A 20500-nucleotide genomic window follows, 5' to 3' on the forward strand; every position below is an offset into this window, starting at 1 on the left:
GACCGGAGGTAAACAGAATGTGGAAAGCGCTTTGTCTGGGAATGTGTCTGTTAGTCAGCGGCTGCGGCACCAGCATCGATGAATATCAGTCGGCCACGCCGAAAATCGATATTTTCCAGTATTTCAATGGTCAGAGTCGCGCCTGGGGAATGGTGCAGGATTTTAGCGGTAAACAGATACGCCGTTTTGAAGTGACTATTCGCGGCGAAGTGCTGGGTGAAACCCTGACTCTGCATGAGCAGTTTGTCTATGATGACGGTGAAAAGCAGACTCGCGTCTGGCAGATTCGTCGTCAGCAAGATGGCAGCTATGTTGGCACAGCGAACGATATTATTGGTACCGCAATTGGACATGCAGCGGGTAACGCCTTTAACTGGCGCTACAAGATGGAGGTTAAAACCGATTCATCCAGCTACCGCCTCGACTTTGACGACTGGATTTATCAGCAGGATGCGCAGCATTTGCTGAACGTCACCTCAATGAAAAAATTCGGCATTGAAGTGGCCCGGGTAACGATATTCTTTAATAAAGAGGACGCCGCCGGGCAATAAAAGCCTTTAATCGTCTATGATGCGAGGGCAGATCGCGTTATGATCTGCCCTCTTTTTTATGATTAAGGCACTGCAATGAACCTGAAAAAAACCGCAATTATTTCTGGCTTCCTGGTGATGGCGATTGGCGGCGTCGGCGGCCTGATGCTGGTGGGTTATGCCATTATTTTGCATGCCTCTTAAGCCGCTGCAATAATCGCTCAAACAGCCTGTCGGTGATAATGGCCAGCAGCGCCACCAGAATCGCCCCCTGAATAATATAAGCGGTATTAAAACCGCTCAGACCGATAATCACCGGCGTACCGAGCGTTTTCGCCCCCACCGTTGAAGCAATTGCCGCCGTACCGATATTAATGATCACCGAGGTTCGAATACCGGCGAGGATCACCGGTGACGCCAGCGGCAACTCCACTTTATACAGAATCTGCCATGCACTCATGCCGACCCCTTCAGCAATTTCACGCGCACTGGCAGGCACCGCTGAGATCCCGGCTAACGTGCCCTGTAAGATCGGCAATAAGCCATACAGCAGCAGCGCAATCACCGCCGGACGTTCGCCAAAGCCGATAACCGGCACCGCAATCGCCAGTACCGCGACCGGCGGAAAGGTTTGCCCGGCGGCGACCAGCGTTTCGACGATTGAGCGAAACTCGCGCCCGGCACCGCGCGTCACCAGAATTCCCGCGCCGACGCCGATCAAGGTCGCCAGCAGGCTGGAAATTGCCACCAGCTGAATATGCGCCAGCGCCAGCTGCGCAAAACTTTCCTGCTGATACAGCGGACGCTCCAGCAGTGGAAACCAGTGGGCAAACAGCGCGCCGCTGTAGGGTAGCGCCCACAGCAATGCGACAAACAGCAGCAGCAGCCAGCACAACGGGTCGCGTAGCCAGCGCATCATAATTTCTCCCGATGGTGCAGCAAATCGGAAAAATACAGCACGCCCAGTGGTTTCTGCTGCCCGTCGACCACCGGCAGTTTGTCGGTCTGGCGCGCAATAAACTGCGAAAGAGCCTCCCGCAGCGTCGTATCCGCAGCAATCGGTTCATCCTCCTGCCATTCACCGCGTCGCGCCGTTGAACCCGCATTGCCGAGTGATAACAAGCGTACGCCCAGCTCACTGCGGCCAAAGAAATCACGTACAAACTGGTTTGCCGGCCGCGTCAGCAGCTCCACCGGTTTACCCTGCTGAACCACCCTGCCGCCATCCATCAGCACAATTTTGTCCGCCAGCGCCAGCGCTTCATCAATATCATGAGTGACCAGCACAATAGTACGCCCCGACAGCTGATGAATACGAATAATCTCCTGCTGCAAGGCACCGCGTGTGACGGGATCAAGCGCACCGAAAGGCTCATCCATCAATAACACTTCCGGGTCGGCGGCCAGCGCACGCGCCACGCCTACCCGCTGCTGCTGACCGCCCGAAAGCTGATGCGGATAACGATGGCGAAGCTCGTCATCCAGATTAAGTAATGCCAGCAGTTCAGCCACACGCTGCTGCACCCGCGCTTTCGGCCAGTTCAGCAGCGCCGGAACGGTGGCGATATTTTTCTCCACCGTCCAGTGCGGAAACAGGCCGATAGACTGGATCGCGTAGCCCATGCGCCGCCGTAACACCTGCGGATTAAACCGGCGAATCTCTTCACCAGCAAAACGGATGGTGCCTTCATCATGTTCAATTAGGCGATTGATCATTTTCAGCGTGGTCGATTTACCAGAACCGGACGTGCCAATCAGTACGGTAAATTCGCCGGCGGCAATATTCAGGGTTAAGTCACTGATCGCCGCCTTGCCGTCAAAGTATTTAGTTACCTGATTAAAGTTGATCATCGGCGATCGCTCTCCAGCAACGAAATAATAAATTTAAACAGCGTGTCTACCACCACCGCCAGAGCGATCACCGGGATCACGCCGAGCAGAACCAGCTCCAGTGCACTACTCAGTAAGCCCTGAAAAATAATCGCGCCAAAGCCACCGGCACCAATTAGTGCGGCGATCACTGCCATTCCCACCGTTTGTACGGCGACAACCCGTAAGCCACTTAACATCACCGGCAGTGCCAGCGGCACCTCGGCATGCCAGAACACCTGCCTTCGCGTCATGCCCATCCCGTACGCGGTTTCAATCACCCCAGCCGGAACCTGCTGCAAGCCCGCGACCACGCTGCGCACCAGCGGTAACAGTGCATAAAGCACCAGCGCAATTAATGCCGGAGCCATCCCGATACCGCTGATGCCCCAGCGACTTAGCAGCGGAAAAGCGTTGGCCAGCCCCGCCAGCGGAGCAATTAACAGGCCAAACAGGGCCACCGACGGCACGGTCTGAATAATATTCAGCAGTGAAAATACCGCCGACTGGCAGCGTGGCTGGCGATAGCAGATCAGTCCGAGCGGAATGCCCAGCAGCAATGCCGGCAGCAGAGTGCTGAACAGCAGAAGCAGATGACGCGACAGCGCCTGATCGAACACCTCCTGACGATTGCTGTACTCTTTCAGCAACGCCAGCTGATCGAGCTGTCCGAGCGCCAGCAGCAGGATCACCGGGAGCCACATCTGCGCATTCAGCAGCAAGCGCCAGAAAGCGCTGCGGATAACACGTGATAGCGCATCGGCGGTAATCAGCAGGCAGAGTGCCGCCGCCAACCACAACCCGCTGCCAAACGCGGTGCGCGCCAGCGGGCTGCCCTGCTGCGCCAGCGCGGTGGCTTCACGGCCACTGAGTGCCAGCATCAGGGTCAGTAACAGCTCGCTGCATATGACTATTAAGGCCAGATTTAGCCGGCTTACCGGCCACCATGCACACAGCAGCAACAGCGCAACCGGCAACAGCAGCAATCTGTCACTGCCTTGCAGCAGCGACCAGAGCGCCAGCGGTTCGCCAGAAACCAGACGGTTGGGGGCATAAGTCAAAAATGGCAAGGCCGCAAGGGCAAGGCCCAGCAGCAGCGCCAGCGTCAGAAGTACGCGATTGTGTAGTTTAATTGGCAAAATTTCCCAGTTTTGCCGGAAAAGCAGCGCTCGCCCGGCTCAGGTTGCGAAATGGACTTACAGCAGATTCTTCTGTTTGAGATAGTCCGCTGCGACAGTTTTTGCATCCTGCCCTTCAACGGCAATCTTCGCGTTCAACTGTTGCAACGTTTTTTCATCCAGTGAAGCAAACACCGGCTGTAACCATGTGCCGATATCCGGATACTGTTTCAATACTGCATCGCGGATCACCGGCGCTGGCGCATAGATTGGCTGTACGCCTTTCGGATCGCTCAAGGTTTGCAATGCCAGTGCGGCCACCGGGCCGTCGGTGCCATACGCCATGGCGGCATTGACGCCGGACGTTTGCTGCGCCGCGGCTTTAATCGTTACCGCCGTATCGCCACCGGCCAGCGACAACAGCTGGTCCTGCTTCAGCTGGAAACCATAGGCTTTCTGGAACGCCGGCAGCGCATCCGCCCGTTCAATAAACTCTGCCGACGCCGCCAGCTTGAACTCGCCCCCCTGTTTCAGATAGCGGCTGAGATCCTCCAACGAATTCAGCTTATTCTTCTGCGCCACGTCGCTACGCACTGCAATTGTCCAGGTATTGTTCGCCGGTGCCGGTGTTAACCACGTCAGCTGATTTTTTTGCTGGTCGAGTTTCTTGACCTTTTCATAACCCGCTGCGGCATTTTTCCACGCCGCATCCTGTTCATCGTTAAAGAAGAACGCGCCATTGCCGGTATATTCCGGATAGATATCCAGTTCACCAGCGATAATCGCCCCGCGCACCACCTGCGTATTGCCAAGCTGAACTTTATTGACGGTTTTTACCCCATGTTTATCCAGCACCTGCAAAATGATATTTCCCAGCAGTGAACCTTCGGTGTCAATTTTCGAGCCGACGCGCACCGCATCGGCAGCGGACGCGCTGGCCACCAGCGTCATCAGCGCGGTTAATCCCAACAGGCCGCTACGCAATATATTGAAAGCCATCTTTATTTATCCTTTTTTCCATGAGACAGACGGTAGCCGAAGCAGGCTATAAAAGCGTAGCGCAAACTTGTCTCTACGACTTGCAGGAAGGGCTAATTTTACTGACGCGATTGCTGCCCCCTCCTGGATAGCAGCAAGACAATTTGCAAGGTTCAATTGGCTATCACATATAACCAGATAGAATTTAATCTGCGCAGATGGCTGGGTATGCTATTGATTCAATTCTAATAATGCGTTCACAACATCATGTCTGAAATTACATCTTCGGCGCACGTCGCGTCGGTTGGCGAAGTGCCGTCTGGCAAGGCGGAAATAATACGTAGTGCAGCTGACGTCTCGCAGCTGGTCAATAACAGCACTCAGGCGCGCAGCAATGCGCGCATCGTGATTGGAATTGCACTGGGCGGCGTATTTCTCGATGCCTACGATCTTGGCGCGCTGGCATTTGGTATCAAAGACGTCACCCGCGAATTTAATCTTTCCCCGGCTGGCACCGGCATGGTGGCTTCGGCTATCACCTTTGGTGCCATTGTCGGCGCGCTGATTGGCGGTTATCTCACCGACAAAATTGGTCGTTATCGGGTCTTTATGGCCGATATGTTCTTCTTTGTCATCGCGGCACTGGCTTGCGCCTTTGCACCTAACGAGTACGTACTCGCAGGCGCGCGTTTTGTGATGGGGCTGGGGGTCGGCATCGATCTGCCGGTAGCAATGGCCTTTCTGGCAGAATTTTCCCGCCTGAAAGGGCGCGGTAATAAAGCTGCCAGCATTGCCATGTGGTGCCCGACCTGGTACGCCGCCATCAGTATCTCTTACCTGCTGGTACTGCTGCTGTATGGGATCTTGCCAGAAAGCCATACCGACTGGCTGTGGCGGCTGATTTTAGGTTTTGGTGCCGTTCCGGCACTGATTATTATCGCCATTCGCAGTCGCTATATGAGCGAGTCACCGATTTGGGCAGCGAATCAGGGAAATCTGCAAGGCGCAGCGCAAATACTTCGCAGCTCCTATGGTATCAATGCTGAAGTGGCCAACGATGCCGATCTGACGCCAGCCAAACCGCCACGCCGCGCCAGCTGGCGGAATTATGGCGAACTGCTGAAGGGAATTTATCTCAGGCGCACAATACTGGCGACGGTGATTTCGGTCGCCTCTTCTTTTGCGTATAACGCGGTCGCGTTTGGCCTGCCGGTGATTATCTCCAGCTTTTTTGCCCAGTCGATGCTGACCACCATTCTGGTATCGCTGGTGCTGAACCTGCTGTTTGCCTTTGTTGGCGGCGTGCTGGCGGTGCGGCTGGTTCCGCGCTTTGGCGCGTGGAAAATGACGGTGCTGGGTTACGCTTTCCAACTGGTCGCACTGATCGGGCTGGCGGTAATTGGCCGACCGGAAGGGGGACAGGAAGCCGCACTGGCGATCGCTATGCTGGCAATTTTCTTGCTCGGTCAGGGCTTTGGCCCCGGTTCGCATACCATGACCTACGCTTCTCTTAGCTATCCGACTTCCCTGCGCGGCGTCGGTGTCGGTTTCAATCAAACGCTGATGCGCGCCAGTTCGACACTGTCGCTGTTTCTGTTCCCGCTGCTGGCGGCAACGCTGGATACCGGCGTGTTCTGGGTGATAGCAGTCGCACCACTGGCAGGCTTGCTGGCGCTGCTGCTGATTCGCTGGGAACCATCAGGTTACGATGTGGATGCGGAGGATTTTGCTGATTAATCACGTCTGGCCGGGCTTCACCCGGCCATTGCTTGCGAAGCTGACAGCGTCAGGTTTGGCGGGTAAAGCGCTTTAGCTGCTCAGGAATGCGTGCAAAAGTGTGTAGAAACCACGGCGTAAACGCCAGCGGATCGCGCGCGATCTCCTGGCTAACCGCTGCGATATCAGCATAACGCCAGTCATCGGCCTCTTGCGGATTCAGACGTGGCAGATCGTCACTGACAGCAAAATAGACATGGCCGTACTCATGTTCGGTCAGTCCATTACTCATCGGCAGGTTATAGCTCAGCTCAAACATTGGCGTCAACGTCAGGCGCAGCCCCATCTCTTCAAACAGGCGTCGCTCAGCGGCGTGTTGAGTGGATTCCTGCGGATAAGGATGACCACAGCAGGTGTTGCTCCACAGCCCGCCGCAGTGATATTTATCACTGGCGCGCTGCTGCAGTAAAAGCTGATGTTTGGAATTAAACACGTATATCGTCACCGCGCGATGCAGTAAGCCTTTTTCGTGTACTTCCAGCTTTTCCATTCTGCCGGTTGGCCGATCGAGGTGATCGACCAGGATAACTTCAATCGCGGACATGACGACTCCTTAAGACTAATCTCACTATTCTGGCATATCCTTCGCCATATTTTCCGCACAAAATCGTTCAGACTTATGTCAAATAGCATCAATAAATCAAGGCAGGGATTATTCCACCTGAAAAACGCGCAAAGGGTTTGTTACCGGCGCGAAGCGCCGTTAGCTGTCCGTCTCCACCACCTGCTGGCGCGGGCGGAAGATATGGCCGGAACCGTACTGTAACAGACGCGCCACCAGCTGATAACCGCCATTTTCGTCGGCCTGAGCAAACTCGCGCTCGGCAGTGGTCACCGGGCTGGCCCACAGTAGATTAACCTTCTCACCCTCGCGCTTTGGCAGCGGGAATTGCCCCTCATCACGCGCCAGTGCGCCTGACAAAATAAAGCCCTCAAAACCAACCGGTGCCACCGACGATTCCAGCGTATGGCCTTCACCAATCCAACTTAGTCTGGCCCACGGCAGATGGGCGAAACCGGCCAGCGCACTGGCCATCTGCACCGCGTTATCTTCTGTCATCACGTCGGCATCAATCGCCATCGCCAGTTCAGTGCGGCGATACTGCGGCGACAGATCTTCATACAGGAAATCGACCCACGGCATCGGCCTGATGCTCATGCCGAGGGTCAGGAAATACCAGACGCCCTGATGATAGTGCTGAGAAATCGCCATCGGCGGCCAGTTACCCTGGTCGATGGCGTAATATTTCAGTGACTCGCCATACTGCGCGGCATAACACTGCAGCATCTCGTGCTGCATTGGCTCCCACAGATGACCGTCATGCCAGTCGCGCCAGAACAGGCGATGTTGCCCGGCGAGTGCATAATATTCATTGGTGGACGCTGAACCCAGCGGTGCGGTCAGGCGGTTCGGTTTAATACAACCCGCCGAAAAACTGACCTGCCGATCCTGATACAGGCTCCAGCCCGGAATCACCGCCAGCAGCTGTCCCTGATACCACACCGCGGCACCGTCGTCGGTCGGCTCCCAGATAATCTGAATACCGGCAGCATCAAGCGGCGGTTCAGCCTCCAGCGTACGGCAATATTCGGCACTGAGCAGCGGCGCAACGCCCTGCTCCATCGCCTGACGATCCTCCTGCTGAGGTGCCGGTAACAGATTGCGTAACCAGCAGCCGCGCACGGCATACTGTGAGCGAAAAGGCTCAGCAGGCCAGATATAGAAATAGGCAGCACGCTCATCCTGTTCGATGACGGCGGTAAGCGTTTGTTGCTGATTAGCGATCTCAGCAATCAGATGCGACTGTGTCATAAAGCCTCAACGTAGCGTGGAGGAATCCTTTTTCCCCGAGAATAGAGCAGGATCGCCTGCCGCGCCACGTCAGCACAAGGGTAAAACTCTCAAATGATGAAATGCCCAATTAAAAAATTTTGGCAGTGATAAATTTTGCCGCGCGTTTTTCGGTTGCTTTATTATGTGTGATGCTGACTGGGTACTGTTATTTAAAAGATTAACCAGCTGTAGTAAATACAACCCTGTATATTTTAACCACATAGCATAATTATTCTTGAAATAATCATGATATTTCTAACACAGGAGTCATATCTTATTATTGACATTGAATGTCACTCGAGTATACAAATTGCCATTCAGCGCTCAAAAATAACAACGTGAATTCGTTGCTTAATAAGTTAATGTAACCAGTATCAGTTATCAATGTATAAACAGTTGGCGATAATCGACCCAGCATAGTCAGTACGGCATTAACCTTAACAGTCGCGGCGGTTCCTGGCCCGGTTAGTATTTCATCCATGAAGTTTATTTAAAAACATCTGCGTATTATGATAAGGAAATCATGAAATCCATATATAATGCATCAAAATTATCGAGAACCATTATATCATTCGTTGTTCTACTACTGACACTCGCTGTTTTTAAAAACTTAAAGCTTATAGAAAACACACTTATTAATATCCCCTGCCAGTACACCCGCATCCTTCTTGTGTTAATTATTCCCTTAGGAATAATTAAGCTTCTTGAGCTATTTTATTTCGTTATTCACTGGTTTATTAAAACATGGAAAGAGAATGGACGCGGCTGAAAAGGCATGGGGGATATCCCCCCATGCCTGCTAATCACTACAGGTAGGTGAATTCCGCCTCTTCGGTATCAGCAGAATCCAGCCCAATCATCACGCTGAATTTACCCGGCTCGGCAACCTGCTGCAGTCGCGCATTCCAGAACTTAAGCGCATCAACGTCAATCGGGAAGGTGACGGTTTGTGACTCGCCAGCTTTCAGCATAATTCGCTTGAAGCCTTTAAGTTCTTTAACCGGACGACTGATGCTGGCAACCTGATCGCGCAGGTACATCTGTACCACCGTTGCGCCATCGCGCTTGCCGGTATTAGTGACGGTAACACTGGCGTTGACCGTGCCATCACGCGGCATCGTGTCAGCAGACAGGGTTACTGGCGATACCTTGAAGCTGGTATAGCTGAGACCATAACCAAACGGGAACAGCGGACCGTTGGCAGCGTCATAATAATGGGAGGTATATTTGTTCGGTTTCTCAAAGTTGTAAGGACGCCCGGTGTTCAGATGATTGTAGTAAATCGGAATCTGACCGACAGAACGCGGGAAGGACATTGGCAATTTACCCGACGGGTTATAATCGCCGAACAACACATCGGCAATCGCATTCCCACCTTCAGTGCCGCTGAACCAGGTTTCCAGTATTGCATCAGCCTGCTGCTGCTCTTTGACCAGCGCCAGTGGGCGACCGTTCATCAGTACGATCACTAACGGCTTGCCGGTCGCTTTCAGCGCGTCCAGCAACTTCACCTGGCTTGGCGGAATCGTGATATCACTGCGGCTGGAGGCTTCATGCGCCATACCACGCGCTTCACCGACCGCGGCAATGACCACATCAGCCTGCTTCGCCGCGGCAACCGCTTCGTCCAGCATCTGTTGTGCGCTGCGTGTATCTTTGTTAACCGCATTTTCATACAGGTTCAGGAAGTCCTGAATGCCTTTGTTGTCGGTCACGTTAGCGCCTTTGGCATACAGTATTGTCGCTTTACCGTCAGTGGCATTTTTCATCCCCTGCAACAGCGTCACCGCCTGCCCGGAAACTGCCGCCGCCGACCAGCTGCCAATAATGTCATTTTGGCTGTCAGCCAGCGGCCCGACCAGCGCAATGGTGCCGCTTTTCTTCAGCGGCAGCGTTTCCAGCCGATTTTTCAGCAGCACCATGCTCTTACGTGCCACATCGCGTGCTTCGGCACGATGCAGGCGGCTTTCAGCATTGGTATCCTGTGGGTCACTCTCTTTAGCCCCTAAATGACTGTAGGGATCGTTGAACAGACCCATATCGTATTTCACATTCAGCACGTGGCGCGTGGCGTCGTCAATTTCCTGCTCGCTGACCTCGCCGCGCTTCACCAGCCCCGGTAAATACTTGCTGTAATACTCATCGTTCATGCTCATGTTAACGCCGGATTTCAGCGCCAGCCGCACCGCATCTTCAGGATCGCTGGCCACGCCATGTTTGATCAGCTCTTTGATCGCCCCGTGGTCGCTGATGGTAATCCCTTTGAATTTCCAGTCATCGCGCAGAATATCTTTTAGCAGCCAGCTGTCGGCAGTGGCCGGCACGCCGTTTAGCGAGTTCAGCGACACCATGACGCCGCCGCTACCGGCATCCAGCGCGGCTTTGTACGGTGGCAAATAGTCCTGCAACAGGCGCTGCGGGCTCATATCCACGGTATTGTAATCGCGCCCCCCTTCCACTGCGCCATAGGCGGCATAGTGTTTCACGCTGGTCATCACCGAGTGACGATCTGCCGCGCTTTTACCCTGCATCGACTCCACCAGCGTGCGGCCCATTTCAGCGGTGAGGTAAGTATCTTCACCAAAACCTTCCGATACCCTGCCCCAACGCGGCTCACGGGTGACATCCACCATCGGTGCCCAGGTCATATTCAGGCCATCGTCAGCGGCTTCATAAGCCGAAATACGTCCGACATCGGCTAACGCATCCAGATCCCAGCTGGCAGCCAGCCCTAACGGGATCGGAAACGCGGTGCGCTGACCGTGAATCACATCATAAGCGAAGAACAGCGGTATTTTCAGACGGCTGAGTTGCATCGCCTGATCCTGCATCGCGCGAATATCCTGACGGGTGACGGTATTAAAAATCGCCCCGACCTGCTGCTGCTGGATCATGTCACGGATCACCTCTTTAGTGTTTTCCGGACCGACGGTGATCAGTCGTAGCTGACCGATTTTCTCGTCGAGCGTCATTTTTTTCAGCAGGTCGCTGACAAAGGCATCACGGGCTTGCGGGGTCAACGGATGTTGCGCCGGTTGAACATCGGCAAAGGCTGGCTGCATCGCCAGCGTGACAGCAAGGCTGACAGAGTAAATCCATTTCATCAGATTGGCATCTCACAAGTAACTGCGCGGTAACGATTTATTGCGTAACTGAGCAACAAGGATGGCAGCAGTTTGCCACAATCTGGCGACTGATACCCGACAACAACTTATCGCAATGATAAAACCAGCAAAAAAATCACGGTTCACTCAATGCTAGCGGCAGAATGTTTTTTTTGCGATAGCTTAACCGCGATTAAACCACAGCGATTTCTTCCTTTACAGGTGAGCTAAGGCCGCTTATAGTCCGGCAAAATTTTCCTGGAGAACCCCATTGGACAGTCAAAGTAGTCGATTAACCTCCACGGCAAAATAACCTATCCCCGATACGTTACTTGCCGTACATCACGGCGGGTAGTGTCATCACTCCAGCGTTATCGCTGATGCATCCCGTTTTTATCCGCATATTTCCGGGCAGGATTTGCCCTGAATAAAGGTGCATTATGCGTTTTATCTTATCGTTGATTAGCTCAGCTCTGAATGTGCCCAGCCATAGCCTGTTTCCTCCGGGGCGTAGCTGCTGAAAACTCGCTGATTATTCAGCTCTTTCAGATGCGTTTTACGCATAACAGTTTCCCCTGCCCGCCGTGATGGCGCGCAAAAAGTGAGTAATTATCATGGCATGGTCCCCATTTATCGTGCATCTGGCGCTGGCAGTTTTGCTCGGCGCAGTGATCGGCGCTGAGCGCCAGTGGCGTCAACGGATGGCAGGCCTGCGCACCAATGCGCTGGTCGCCACCGGGGCGGCAATTTTTATTTTAAGTTCTGCCAGCACTTCACCGGACAGTCCGGGACGAATTGCGGCGCAAGTGGTTTCCGGCATTGGTTTTTTAGGTGCTGGCGTGATTATGCGCCAGGGTTTGAATATCAGCGGCCTGAACACCGCTGCGACTCTGTGGTGTTCTGCGGCAGTGGGCGTGCTCTGCGGCCTGGGTCAATTTGCCAACGCCACCGCCGCCACGCTGGTGTTACTCTGCGCCAATATCCTGCTGCGCGAAGCCGCACAGCGTATTAATCTGCAACCAAAAGCGCCAGAAGTGGATACCGAGCAGTGCTATCGTATCCAGATAACCTGCGGCGCCGAAGATGAAATTCTGGTCCGTACGCTGATTCTGCAGGCGCTGAACGGGGTGGCATTACGTCTGCAATCATTGTGCAGCGCCGATATTGATCGCCCAGGACAGCTGGAAGTTTGCGCCGATATCTTCGGATTCCCCCATGCGCAGCGCGAACTGGAAAATATTGTTTGCCGTATCAGTCTGGAAAAAAGCGTCAGCGCCGTCCACTGGCGTATTGCCGACGCAACGTCCTGATCGCTGAGTATTATCGCGGTGGTGTGAATTTCACCACCGTGATAATGCGGGTTGCGCTACAGTATTGGCGTGACACAAAAAAGGACAATGGATATGCACACCTCAGAAAAATCAGCCAATAAATCTCTGCTCGCCGAATTTGCCCGTATCGTCGGTCATCAGCACCTACTTACCGATCCACGTAAAACCGAACGCTACCGCAAAGGCTTCCGCTCCGGCGAGGGCGATGCGCTGGCGGTTATTTTTCCCGGCAGCCTGTCAGCGTTATGGCAGGTACTGAAAGCCGCCGTTGACGCCGATAAAATTATTCTGATGCAGGCAGCCAACACCGGCCTGACGGAAGGTTCAACGCCGCAGGGCAACGATTATCAGCGTGATATCGTGATTATCAGCACCTTACGCATGGATAAGATCCAGTTAATTGATGGCGGCAAACAGGTACTGGCGTTTCCTGGCAGCACGCTTTATCAGCTGGAAAAAGTGCTGAAACCTTTGGGACGAGAACCTCATTCGGTCATTGGTTCCTCCTGCATCGGCGCGTCGGTTATGGGCGGCATCTGTAATAATTCCGGTGGCTCGCTGGTAAAACGCGGTCCGGCCTATACCGAGATGGCGCTGTATGCCCGTATCAACGAAAAAGGTCAGTTACAGCTGGTCAATCATCTGGGGATCAATCTTGGCAGCTCTCCGGAGCAGATTCTCGGCAAACTCGATGATGAAAACTGGCGTGCCAGTGATGTGTTAAACGACCATCGCCACGCGTCCGACAGTGATTATGCTGAACGGGTACGTGACGTCGAAGCCGATACCCCTTCCCGTTTTAACGCCGATGAGCGTCGCCTGTTTGAAGCCTCCGGCTGCGCCGGTAAGCTGGCGGTATTTGCCGTGCGGCTTGATACCTTTGTTGCCGAAAGCGCGCAGCAGGTATTTTATATCGGCACTAATCACACCGCGGTACTGGATGATCTGCGTCGTCATATGCTGGCTAACTTCAAAAATCTGCCGGTCGCCGGTGAATATATGCATCGGGATATTTTCGATATCGCCGAAGTGTACGGTAAAGATACCTTTGTGATGATCGATAAGCTCGGCACCGATAAGATGCCGCTGTTTTTCACCCTCAAAGGCCGCGCCGATGCGCTGCTGAATCGCCTGAGCTTTCTCAAGCCAAATGCCAGCGATCGCCTGTTGCAAAAAGTCAGCTCATGGCTGCCTTCCCACCTGCCGAAACGGCTGAAGCAGTATCGTGATCGCTTTGAGCACCATCTGATGCTGAAAATGTCCGGTGAAGGGGTAGCAGAAGCACGTGATTATCTAAAACAGGTTTTCCAGCAGGCTGAAGGCGACTTTTTTGAATGCGATGCGCAGGAAGGGGCGAAGGCCTTTTTACATCGCTTCGCAGCGGCAGGCGCGGCGGTGCGTTACCACGCGGTGCATCATAATGAAGTGGAAGACATTCTGGCGCTGGATATTGCCTTGCGCCGCAACGACCGTGACTGGTTTGAGCAGCTGCCGCCAGAGTTTGATGATGCACTGGTACATCGACTGTATTACGGCCACTTTATGTGCCACGTTTTTCATCAGGATTACATTGTCAGGAAAGGCGTTGATGCGCATGCGCTGAAAGAAAAAATGTTGGCGATCCTCGCCGCACGCGGTGCGGAATATCCGGCAGAGCATAACGTCGGTCATCTGTATCAGGCGAAACCACAGCTGAAAGCGTTTTATCAGCAGCTGGATCCTACCAACAGTTTTAATCCCGGGATTGGTAAAACCAGCAAAATAAAACACTGGGGAGCATGCGACTGCGGCAAGGATGTGCAGAAAGATAGCTGAACGCTTTAGTTTGATCATTACCACGGGAGCCGAAAACGGCTCCCTTACAATTGCCTACTCCGCCTCTTTCAGCACCATATTGCCGTTCTTACGTTCAATCACCATGGTTTGTGGCGATGACAGCACCACGCCCTCTTTACGTAAGCGAGTAAGAATATCGAATAGCAAATCACTTTTCGCCCCACTCACCTGACGTGGGCTGGCGACGTTGCCGGTAACGCTCAGTACAATGCCACCTGGCGTTAAGTCTTTAAATGACACCGACGGCTCCGGCGTATCAAGAATACGCTCGTTATCGTTATACACGTCCAACAGCAGCTGACGCACCAGCACCGGATCAATATCCAGCGGGAAGGTCAGCGTAATGGTCGCCACCCCTTGCGCGTTGCCCATCGTAGCATTACGCACGTTTTGCGAGATAAACTGTGAGTTAGGCACAATTACCGTCGATTTATCACCGAGCTGAATTTCAGTGGCGCGCACATTAATGCGACGAATATCGCCCTCAATGCCGCTAATGCTGACCAGGTCACCAACTTTAACCGGACGTTCGGTCAACAAAATCAAGCCGGAGATAAAGTTTTTAACGATCTCCTGCAAGCCAAAACCAATACCGACTGATAATGCACTGACTATCCACGCCAGTTTGTTCCACTGCAAACCGATGGTGGAGAGCGTCAGCAAAATAATCAGCACGTAGCCAACATTGCTGAACAGCGTCACCAGCGACACGCGCATGCCGGTGTCCATGGTGGTTTTGGGCAGAAAGTCTTTATCCAGCCAGCGTTTTACCGAACGCAGTACATAAATACCGACCACCAGGCAGAGAAAAGCATTCACCAGATGCGCGGGCACAATATTCAGCGATTCCAGCCCTTTACCACCCCAGAATTCGATCGCTTTTTGCAGCAACTCAATCGGCGTTGAAGTGCCGAGCGTGCCGTTCAGTATGGCGACGGCGGCAAACAGTACCAGGGCGGTTTTACCGATGGCCGACAGCAGTGCTGCCGCCTGCGACAGATGGCGCTCCTCAATATTCAGCGAGGTCTGCAAGCGTTTACCGGTGGTATTATTGGTCGACAACAGGCTTTCGCAGCTATCCTGAACTAACTGGCTGAGCATCCAGAAAGAGCCCAGCACAATGCCAATCCAGATCAGCTCATAACTGAGAAAGCGGCTCAGGGTGACGTAACCAATCACCAGCGAGGCGAGTATTGCTAACCCGGTCAGAGTAATCGCCAGCTGAATCAGGCCAACCAGTGTGGAACGCACTTCAGGTTGCAGACCTGCATGCAGCATTTTGCGACGCGCCCGGCTGGTGCGGAAACTGATCGACAGTGCCGTTGCGCCGACCAGCAGTGCGGTTAAGCCATTGGCCCAGATCGTGGTACCGATGCTGGTTCCGGCGCTGCTGTTAAATGACTCTACCGTCTGGAAGATAAACACCAGTGAGGCGGTAAGCGGCGGGAAAGGTTTCAGCGCGGTAGCCACCTCATTCGAGATAGCAGGCAGTCGCCATGACGGACGGCGGGTGGAGAGGTATGCCCGCCCCAGGCCGGCAATCAGGCCACAGAACACGCTGAGCTGTACCAGCTTATCCACGAAGTCCTGCACATCCTGGGTAACTTCTGCCCGGCGGGTAAAGGCCTGATCGATAAAGTTAAATGCCAGCAACACCGCCACCAGCGTAGTCAGTGCGGTAGTCGTGGCGAGGAAGCTGCGGCGCAGACGCCCTTCCGGCATTTTATGAATGCTTATCCAGGCAAAAAACTCTTCGCAATAACGTCGCCCCAGCGTCGCTACCAGCAACGCCGCAAGAATCCAGGCGATGGTGCCGAAACGCCACTCGGGTTCCCATGAAAGTGCAGCAGTTGCCGCTAACTCGTCGGCGAAGCTACTGATTTTCTGGCCGTCGGAATTATCCGTACCAAATAACGGCGCCCAAAAACGCGTGCCAAAAATACTGCCGGAATTCAGCGCCAGCTGGGTTTTCATCGCATCACGGCGCAGGCTGATAATTTGCGATGACAGATTCAGCGTGTTGTTTTTAAGCGCTTCAGCCTGCTTGATCTGATCGTCCAGTTTACTCTTCTGGCTCTCCAGCGATTTACGCTGACGCGTCATCTCCGGCGTCTCTTTAACACCGCTTTCTGCCGTCGGAGCCGGGCCAAGCACCGCCAGTTGCGCAACCAGCTGCGCCCGTTGTGGAATCAGTGCCTGAACCAGAGTATCGGCGCTGCTGGAAAGCTCCAGCGCCATATCATTAAGCTGCCCGAGTTTGCCGTCGTTATTATTGTCGCCGGAAACCTGCCCTTTAATTTTATCGAGTATTTTCTGCATTTTCTGCAGTTCAGCCGAGGCATTAACCTTCGGCGCTTCATCGCTATTAGCGACAGGCGGCGAAATAGCATCCGCTGCCATACTTAATGCTGGTGTCAGCGTGATAAACGCCAGTAAACACACACGTATAAAAGTGAACAACGTTGACATAGCGAGAGCGACCCATGCGGTTATCAATGACTGGCGCGGCAGCAGGCCGCAGCACGACAGCAAATTAGTTTATGCTGTTACAACACCCTTAACTATAGGATAAATGGTTAAGTATTAGATAACTTATAGTTAATAAGTAACAGTAATGCGCTGCGCTTGTCTGCTGACAAAAGTGACGATCGGTGCGCAATTAGCGCGTTGAACCGCCCTCCCAGGTGACAGAGGAAGGCGGGAAAACTGCCTATTCAACCGTGCTGTTGCTGGCGACCTGCGCGGCTTTCTGTTTTTTATAGCTCAGAGCAGCCGCCGGAACCGGCGCGGCCTTACCGGTTTCAATCCAGCTACGCAGACGATTTGCATCGGCAAAATGGGTATATTTACCAAAAGCATCCAGCACCACCAGCGCCACCGGGCGCTGATTAATCGTAGTCCGCATGACCAGGCAGTGTCCGGCCTCATTAGTAAAACCGGTTTTAGTCAGCTGAATGTTCCAGTCAGGTTTGTAAACCAGATGATTGGTATTGCGGAAAGGCAGGGTGTAATTCGGGCTGCTGAAGTTCGCCATATCTTCATGGGTAGTACTCAACTGACCAATCAGTGGGTACTTTTTAGAGGCAATCAGCAGTTTAGTCAGATCGCGCGCGGTGGAGACATTATTAATCGACAAGCCGGTCGGCTCGACGTAACGGGTGTTACTCATGCCGAGCGCGCGCGCTTTGGCATTCATCGCGCGGATAAACGCATTATAGCCGCCCGGATAGTGATGCGCGAGGCTGGCCGCCGCACGGTTTTCCGATGACATCAGCGCCAGTAACAGCATATTTTTACGGCTGATCTCACTGTTAAGACGTACCCGGGAATAGACGCCGCGCATTTCCGGCGTGTGGCTGATATCAACCTTTAACATTTCATCCAGCGGCAGATGTGCATCCAGCACCACCATCGCGGTCATCACTTTGGTGATGGAAGCAATCGGCCGCACCCGATCAGGATGGCTGGCGAAGATCACTTTATTGGTATTTAGATCGATTACCATCGCGCTGCCGGAGGCGATTTCTGGCTGCGCAGACGCGGCCACTTTGGTGATATTTTGGCTGGCGACGGCCTGGCTGAACATGCCCTGACCAGAAAAAAGAATGGCTAAACTCAAAAGCGAATAACGGATTTTTGCAGGCATCGTGTCAAAACTTAAACGGGTTGATGTTTAGCTGTGCAATACACAGGCCGCCATCCGCGAAAAGTGAGGCCACGCGGGGGCTGGCAGCTGCATCATACTCCGGCACTTAAGTAAATTCCTACTGGAGATTCGTTTCTGGTCGTAAACAAAGTGCCGCTGAGTCACAGCGGCACTGTGGATTAAAACATCAGATATCCGTAGCCCCAAATCATTACCGTCAGTGCCAGTAATACTTCAAACACCAGGATGCCGATGGCCAGTGTCGAACCGGAAAAACGCAGGCTCTCTTCACGGTCAATATTCAGGAACAGCGGAATGCCGACGTATAACAGATAACCGGTATAAACCAGCGCCAGCGCACCGACAAACAGGCACAGCCATACCAGCGGATAGAGCGCCACCAGCCCGCTCAAAAACAGCGGTGTGGCAACATAACCGGCAAAAACCGTACAGCGTTGCAGGCTGGGTCGCTGCGGATAGTCACGCGCCATCCAGTGAATGACCCGCCCCATCACCGCCACGCCACCGAGGATGAGCACATAAAACATTACCGCTAACGCAATACCGGTGATCAGAGACAGTTGAATAGTGCGTCCTGCACCCAGATTCCACCCCAGTTGGGTGGTGCCGATAAACGCGCTAATTACCGGGATCGCCGCCATCACCAGTACATGATGAGTGTAGTGATGGGAAACGCTCTCGTCCTCTTGCTTGATTTCGCGCATTTCCTGATTGGGATGCGCCAGAAGTCCCCAGACATGATTCATAAAATCACTCCTCTGATACGACTAACCGCCAACGTTCACCTGCGATCGGTGGACTTAAGCTAAGTATAAATGTCGCTGGCATTTCCGGCGGTTTATTTGCTTACTTTTTCATCAGCGATAATCAAGCGAGAGATGAAAAGTGCGGAATTTAGCGCTTTTACCTGAAGTCATGGCAATCCGGGTATAAAATTAGCGGTTCACGCGCACTGACAGGAAGGTGAGTTTTGCATATCGATGTAAATGGACTGATTTCACAATATGGTTACTGGGCGCTGTTGATAGGGTGTCTTGCAGAAGGTGAAACCTTTACTTTATTAGGCGGCGTGGCGGCACATGAAGGCTTGCTACATTATGGTTGGGTGGTACTGATTGCCGCGCTGGGTGGCATCATTGGCGATCAAGTGCTGTTTTTTGTTGGTCGCTATTACGGCACGACGATTCTCGGCCGGTTTAAAAAACATCAGGATAAGATTGTTAAAGCCAATAAGATGATTCGTCGTCGGCCGTCGCTATTTGTTATTGGCGTGCGCTTTATGTACGGCTTCCGGCTAATCGGCCCGGTAATTATTGGAGCCAGCCGACTGTCACCCGCCAAATTCCTGCTGCTGAACGTGATTGGCGCACTGCTGTGGGCGCTGATCTTTGTTTCGCTGGGCTACGTTGGCGGACGAGTGATTGCTCCGTGGTTGCACCAGCTCGATCAGCACCTGAAGCATCTGCTGTGGCTGGGGGCGGCAATCGCGCTGGTCTGGGGTGCCCGCGTGGCGTTTCGCCGCTGGGCAGATAATCGACAGCAGTAGCTTTCTTTACGGGCGACGCCATCGTCGCCCGTATTATCGTCACTGACGTTGCATAAAAAACTGCGGATTCGCCAGGCTAAAACCACCATCAATAATAAATGACTGGCCGGTGGTATAGCTCGACCATTGCGAACAGAGCCAGGCGACCATACTGGCGATCTCACGCGAATCACCGGGGCGCCCGGCGGGAATTTCTGGCATCGGGATCTGATGCGCATCACCACTGTTCATCTGGTTCATTGGCGTAGCTATTGCTCCCGGGGCGACCGCATTGACCAAAATTTTATGCGGTAACAGACTGAGTGCCATCGACTGGGTCAGGCCTCCCAGCGCGTGCTTACTGGCACTATAGGCAATTGAGCCTGGCAACGGCGTATGCTCATGCACCGAGGTAATATTAATTATACGTCCCCCTTCGCCCTGCTTAACCATATGTCGCGCAGCAATTTGCGCGCAGACAAAGGCTCCGTCAACATTTACGCTAAACACTTTGCGCCAGTCTTCAAAAGTGGTTTCAAGAAAATCAGCTTTGATATTGACCCCGGCATTGTTGACCAGCACATCAATGCGCCCCATCCGGGCAATCAGCTGCTCCAGCGACTTGCCACCGTGCTGAGGATCGGCAAGGTCGAGCTGTTCGATTTCGGCTTTCTTGCCGAGGTCGCGCACCTGCTGCGCCGTCTGCTCTGCGCCTTCACTGTCTGAGCGCCAGGTAATGCCAATATCAAATCCCTGCTGCGCCAGCATAATTGCCGATGCCTGACCAATTCCGGAATCCGATGCGGTGACGATCGCCACTTTGTTCGTTGGCTTACTCATGCTTTCCTCCTGAACTCAGTTATGGCTGACCAGCAAGTATAGACGCTGGGGTAAACGCAGCATTTTGCTATAGATATCTTCAGCTTAATTTA

The 20500-nt window shown here is 53.4% G+C and carries 17 protein-coding genes; 6 read left to right on the forward strand and 11 right to left on the reverse strand.

Going from position 1 to position 20500, the window contains the following annotated elements; all coding sequences use genetic code 11:
* Positions 1 to 17: 17 nt before the first annotated feature.
* Both ACP3TC_RS14255 and ACP3TC_RS14260 read left to right on the forward strand, forming a co-directional pair.
* Positions 18 to 551: a DUF3833 domain-containing protein gene (locus ACP3TC_RS14255; protein ID WP_426816700.1), complete on the forward strand. Its 534-nt coding sequence runs from the start codon at positions 18 to 20 to the stop codon at positions 549 to 551.
* 75 nt (positions 552 to 626) lie between these two features.
* Entirely contained in the window at positions 627 to 734 is a 108-nt protein-coding gene (locus ACP3TC_RS14260; RefSeq protein ID WP_052896699.1) for a membrane protein, read from the forward strand.
* Here ACP3TC_RS14260 and ACP3TC_RS14265 read toward each other — a convergent pair.
* The 4 genes from ACP3TC_RS14265 to osmF are packed head-to-tail and all read right to left on the reverse strand — an operon-like array spanning position 715 to position 4516.
* Positions 715 to 1446 (reverse strand): ABC transporter permease, encoded by a 732-nt coding sequence (locus ACP3TC_RS14265; protein ID WP_426818281.1) that lies wholly within the window; start codon positions 1444 to 1446, stop codon positions 715 to 717. The genes ACP3TC_RS14260 and ACP3TC_RS14265 overlap by 20 nt on opposite strands.
* The gene (locus ACP3TC_RS14270; RefSeq protein ID WP_426816701.1) at positions 1446 to 2381 is read right to left on the reverse strand and encodes an ABC transporter ATP-binding protein; all 936 of its coding nucleotides are present in this window, start codon (positions 2379 to 2381) and stop codon (positions 1446 to 1448) included. Before ACP3TC_RS14270 ends, ACP3TC_RS14265 begins: the two co-directional genes overlap by 1 nt.
* The gene (locus ACP3TC_RS14275; RefSeq protein ID WP_426816702.1) at positions 2378 to 3538 is read right to left on the reverse strand and encodes an ABC transporter permease; all 1161 of its coding nucleotides are present in this window, start codon (positions 3536 to 3538) and stop codon (positions 2378 to 2380) included. Before ACP3TC_RS14275 ends, ACP3TC_RS14270 begins: the two co-directional genes overlap by 4 nt.
* Positions 3539 to 3595: 57 nt before the next feature.
* The gene (gene osmF / locus ACP3TC_RS14280) at positions 3596 to 4516 is read right to left on the reverse strand and encodes a glycine betaine ABC transporter substrate-binding protein OsmF (protein ID WP_426816703.1); all 921 of its coding nucleotides are present in this window, start codon (positions 4514 to 4516) and stop codon (positions 3596 to 3598) included.
* A gap of 246 nt (positions 4517 to 4762) precedes the next feature.
* Here osmF and ACP3TC_RS14285 point away from each other — a divergent pair, with 246 nt between their 5' ends.
* On the forward strand, positions 4763 to 6232 hold the full coding sequence (locus ACP3TC_RS14285) for an MFS transporter (RefSeq protein ID WP_313856615.1): 1470 nt from the start codon (positions 4763 to 4765) through the stop codon (positions 6230 to 6232).
* A 49-nt stretch (positions 6233 to 6281) separates the two neighbouring features.
* On the opposite strand, the gene idi is transcribed toward ACP3TC_RS14285, so the two are convergent.
* The 3 genes from idi to bglX form a co-directional block, all read right to left on the reverse strand.
* Complete coding sequence (idi, locus tag ACP3TC_RS14290; protein ID WP_426816704.1) at positions 6282 to 6815, reverse strand: isopentenyl-diphosphate Delta-isomerase; 534 nt, start codon at positions 6813 to 6815, stop codon at positions 6282 to 6284.
* 159 nt (positions 6816 to 6974) lie between these two features.
* Positions 6975 to 8084 carry a suppressor of fused domain protein gene (locus tag ACP3TC_RS14295; RefSeq protein ID WP_426816705.1) on the reverse strand — a complete coding sequence of 370 codons (1110 nt, stop codon included), beginning with the start codon at positions 8082 to 8084 and terminating at the stop codon, positions 6975 to 6977.
* Positions 8085 to 8911: 827 nt separating this feature from the next.
* Positions 8912 to 11209, reverse strand: a complete 2298-nt coding sequence (bglX, locus tag ACP3TC_RS14300; RefSeq protein ID WP_426816706.1) for a beta-glucosidase BglX — start codon at positions 11207 to 11209, stop codon at positions 8912 to 8914.
* 614 nt (positions 11210 to 11823) lie between these two features.
* Between bglX and ACP3TC_RS14305 the strand changes: the two genes are divergently transcribed.
* Complete coding sequence (locus tag ACP3TC_RS14305; protein WP_313856608.1) at positions 11824 to 12519, forward strand: MgtC family protein; 696 nt, start codon at positions 11824 to 11826, stop codon at positions 12517 to 12519.
* Between the two features lie 93 nt (positions 12520 to 12612).
* On the forward strand, positions 12613 to 14355 hold the full coding sequence (gene dld, locus ACP3TC_RS14310; protein WP_426816707.1) for a D-lactate dehydrogenase: 1743 nt from the start codon (positions 12613 to 12615) through the stop codon (positions 14353 to 14355).
* A gap of 54 nt (positions 14356 to 14409) precedes the next feature.
* Here dld and ACP3TC_RS14315 read toward each other — a convergent pair whose 3' ends face one another.
* From ACP3TC_RS14315 to ACP3TC_RS14325, 3 genes are all read right to left on the reverse strand, one after another.
* The gene (locus tag ACP3TC_RS14315) at positions 14410 to 16845 is read right to left on the reverse strand and encodes a DUF3772 domain-containing protein (RefSeq protein ID WP_313856603.1); all 2436 of its coding nucleotides are present in this window, start codon (positions 16843 to 16845) and stop codon (positions 14410 to 14412) included.
* 241 nt (positions 16846 to 17086) lie between these two features.
* The gene (pbpG, locus tag ACP3TC_RS14320) at positions 17087 to 18022 is read right to left on the reverse strand and encodes a D-alanyl-D-alanine endopeptidase (RefSeq protein ID WP_313856600.1); all 936 of its coding nucleotides are present in this window, start codon (positions 18020 to 18022) and stop codon (positions 17087 to 17089) included.
* Between the two features lie 179 nt (positions 18023 to 18201).
* A complete protein-coding gene (locus ACP3TC_RS14325) occupies positions 18202 to 18789 on the reverse strand; it encodes a Yip1 family protein (RefSeq protein ID WP_313856598.1) in 588 nt (195 codons plus the stop codon).
* A gap of 224 nt (positions 18790 to 19013) precedes the next feature.
* Between ACP3TC_RS14325 and ACP3TC_RS14330 the strand changes: the two genes are divergently transcribed.
* Entirely contained in the window at positions 19014 to 19589 is a 576-nt protein-coding gene (locus tag ACP3TC_RS14330) for a DedA family protein (protein ID WP_426816708.1), read from the forward strand.
* A 39-nt stretch (positions 19590 to 19628) separates the two neighbouring features.
* Here the strand turns inward: ACP3TC_RS14330 and ACP3TC_RS14335 are convergent, their stop codons facing one another.
* A complete protein-coding gene (locus ACP3TC_RS14335) occupies positions 19629 to 20408 on the reverse strand; it encodes an SDR family oxidoreductase (RefSeq protein ID WP_426816709.1) in 780 nt (259 codons plus the stop codon).
* Positions 20409 to 20500: the final 92 nt, after the last annotated feature.

Source organism: Winslowiella sp. 2C04 (assembly GCF_050037805.1).
Lineage (GTDB): Bacteria > Pseudomonadota > Gammaproteobacteria > Enterobacterales > Enterobacteriaceae > Erwinia > Erwinia toletana_A.

Coding starts and splice junctions, on each gene's coding strand:
- pbpG (WP_313856600.1), bottom strand. CDS start 18,022: ATGCCTGCAAAAATCCGTTATTCGCTTTTGAGTTTAGCCATTCTTTTT.
- ACP3TC_RS14315 (WP_313856603.1), bottom strand. CDS start 16,845: ATGTCAACGTTGTTCACTTTTATACGTGTGTGTTTACTGGCGTTTATC.
- ACP3TC_RS14325 (WP_313856598.1), bottom strand. CDS start 18,789: ATGAATCATGTCTGGGGACTTCTGGCGCATCCCAATCAGGAAATGCGC.
- ACP3TC_RS14285 (WP_313856615.1), top strand. CDS start 4,763: ATGTCTGAAATTACATCTTCGGCGCACGTCGCGTCGGTTGGCGAAGTG.
- ACP3TC_RS14255 (WP_426816700.1), top strand. CDS start 18: ATGTGGAAAGCGCTTTGTCTGGGAATGTGTCTGTTAGTCAGCGGCTGC.
- ACP3TC_RS14260 (WP_052896699.1), top strand. CDS start 627: ATGAACCTGAAAAAAACCGCAATTATTTCTGGCTTCCTGGTGATGGCG.
- ACP3TC_RS14270 (WP_426816701.1), bottom strand. CDS start 2,381: ATGATCAACTTTAATCAGGTAACTAAATACTTTGACGGCAAGGCGGCG.
- idi (WP_426816704.1), bottom strand. CDS start 6,815: ATGTCCGCGATTGAAGTTATCCTGGTCGATCACCTCGATCGGCCAACC.
- ACP3TC_RS14265 (WP_426818281.1), bottom strand. CDS start 1,446: ATGCGCTGGCTACGCGACCCGTTGTGCTGGCTGCTGCTGCTGTTTGTC.
- bglX (WP_426816706.1), bottom strand. CDS start 11,209: ATGAAATGGATTTACTCTGTCAGCCTTGCTGTCACGCTGGCGATGCAG.
- ACP3TC_RS14305 (WP_313856608.1), top strand. CDS start 11,824: ATGGCATGGTCCCCATTTATCGTGCATCTGGCGCTGGCAGTTTTGCTC.
- osmF (WP_426816703.1), bottom strand. CDS start 4,516: ATGGCTTTCAATATATTGCGTAGCGGCCTGTTGGGATTAACCGCGCTG.
- dld (WP_426816707.1), top strand. CDS start 12,613: ATGCACACCTCAGAAAAATCAGCCAATAAATCTCTGCTCGCCGAATTT.
- ACP3TC_RS14295 (WP_426816705.1), bottom strand. CDS start 8,084: ATGACACAGTCGCATCTGATTGCTGAGATCGCTAATCAGCAACAAACG.
- ACP3TC_RS14335 (WP_426816709.1), bottom strand. CDS start 20,408: ATGAGTAAGCCAACGAACAAAGTGGCGATCGTCACCGCATCGGATTCC.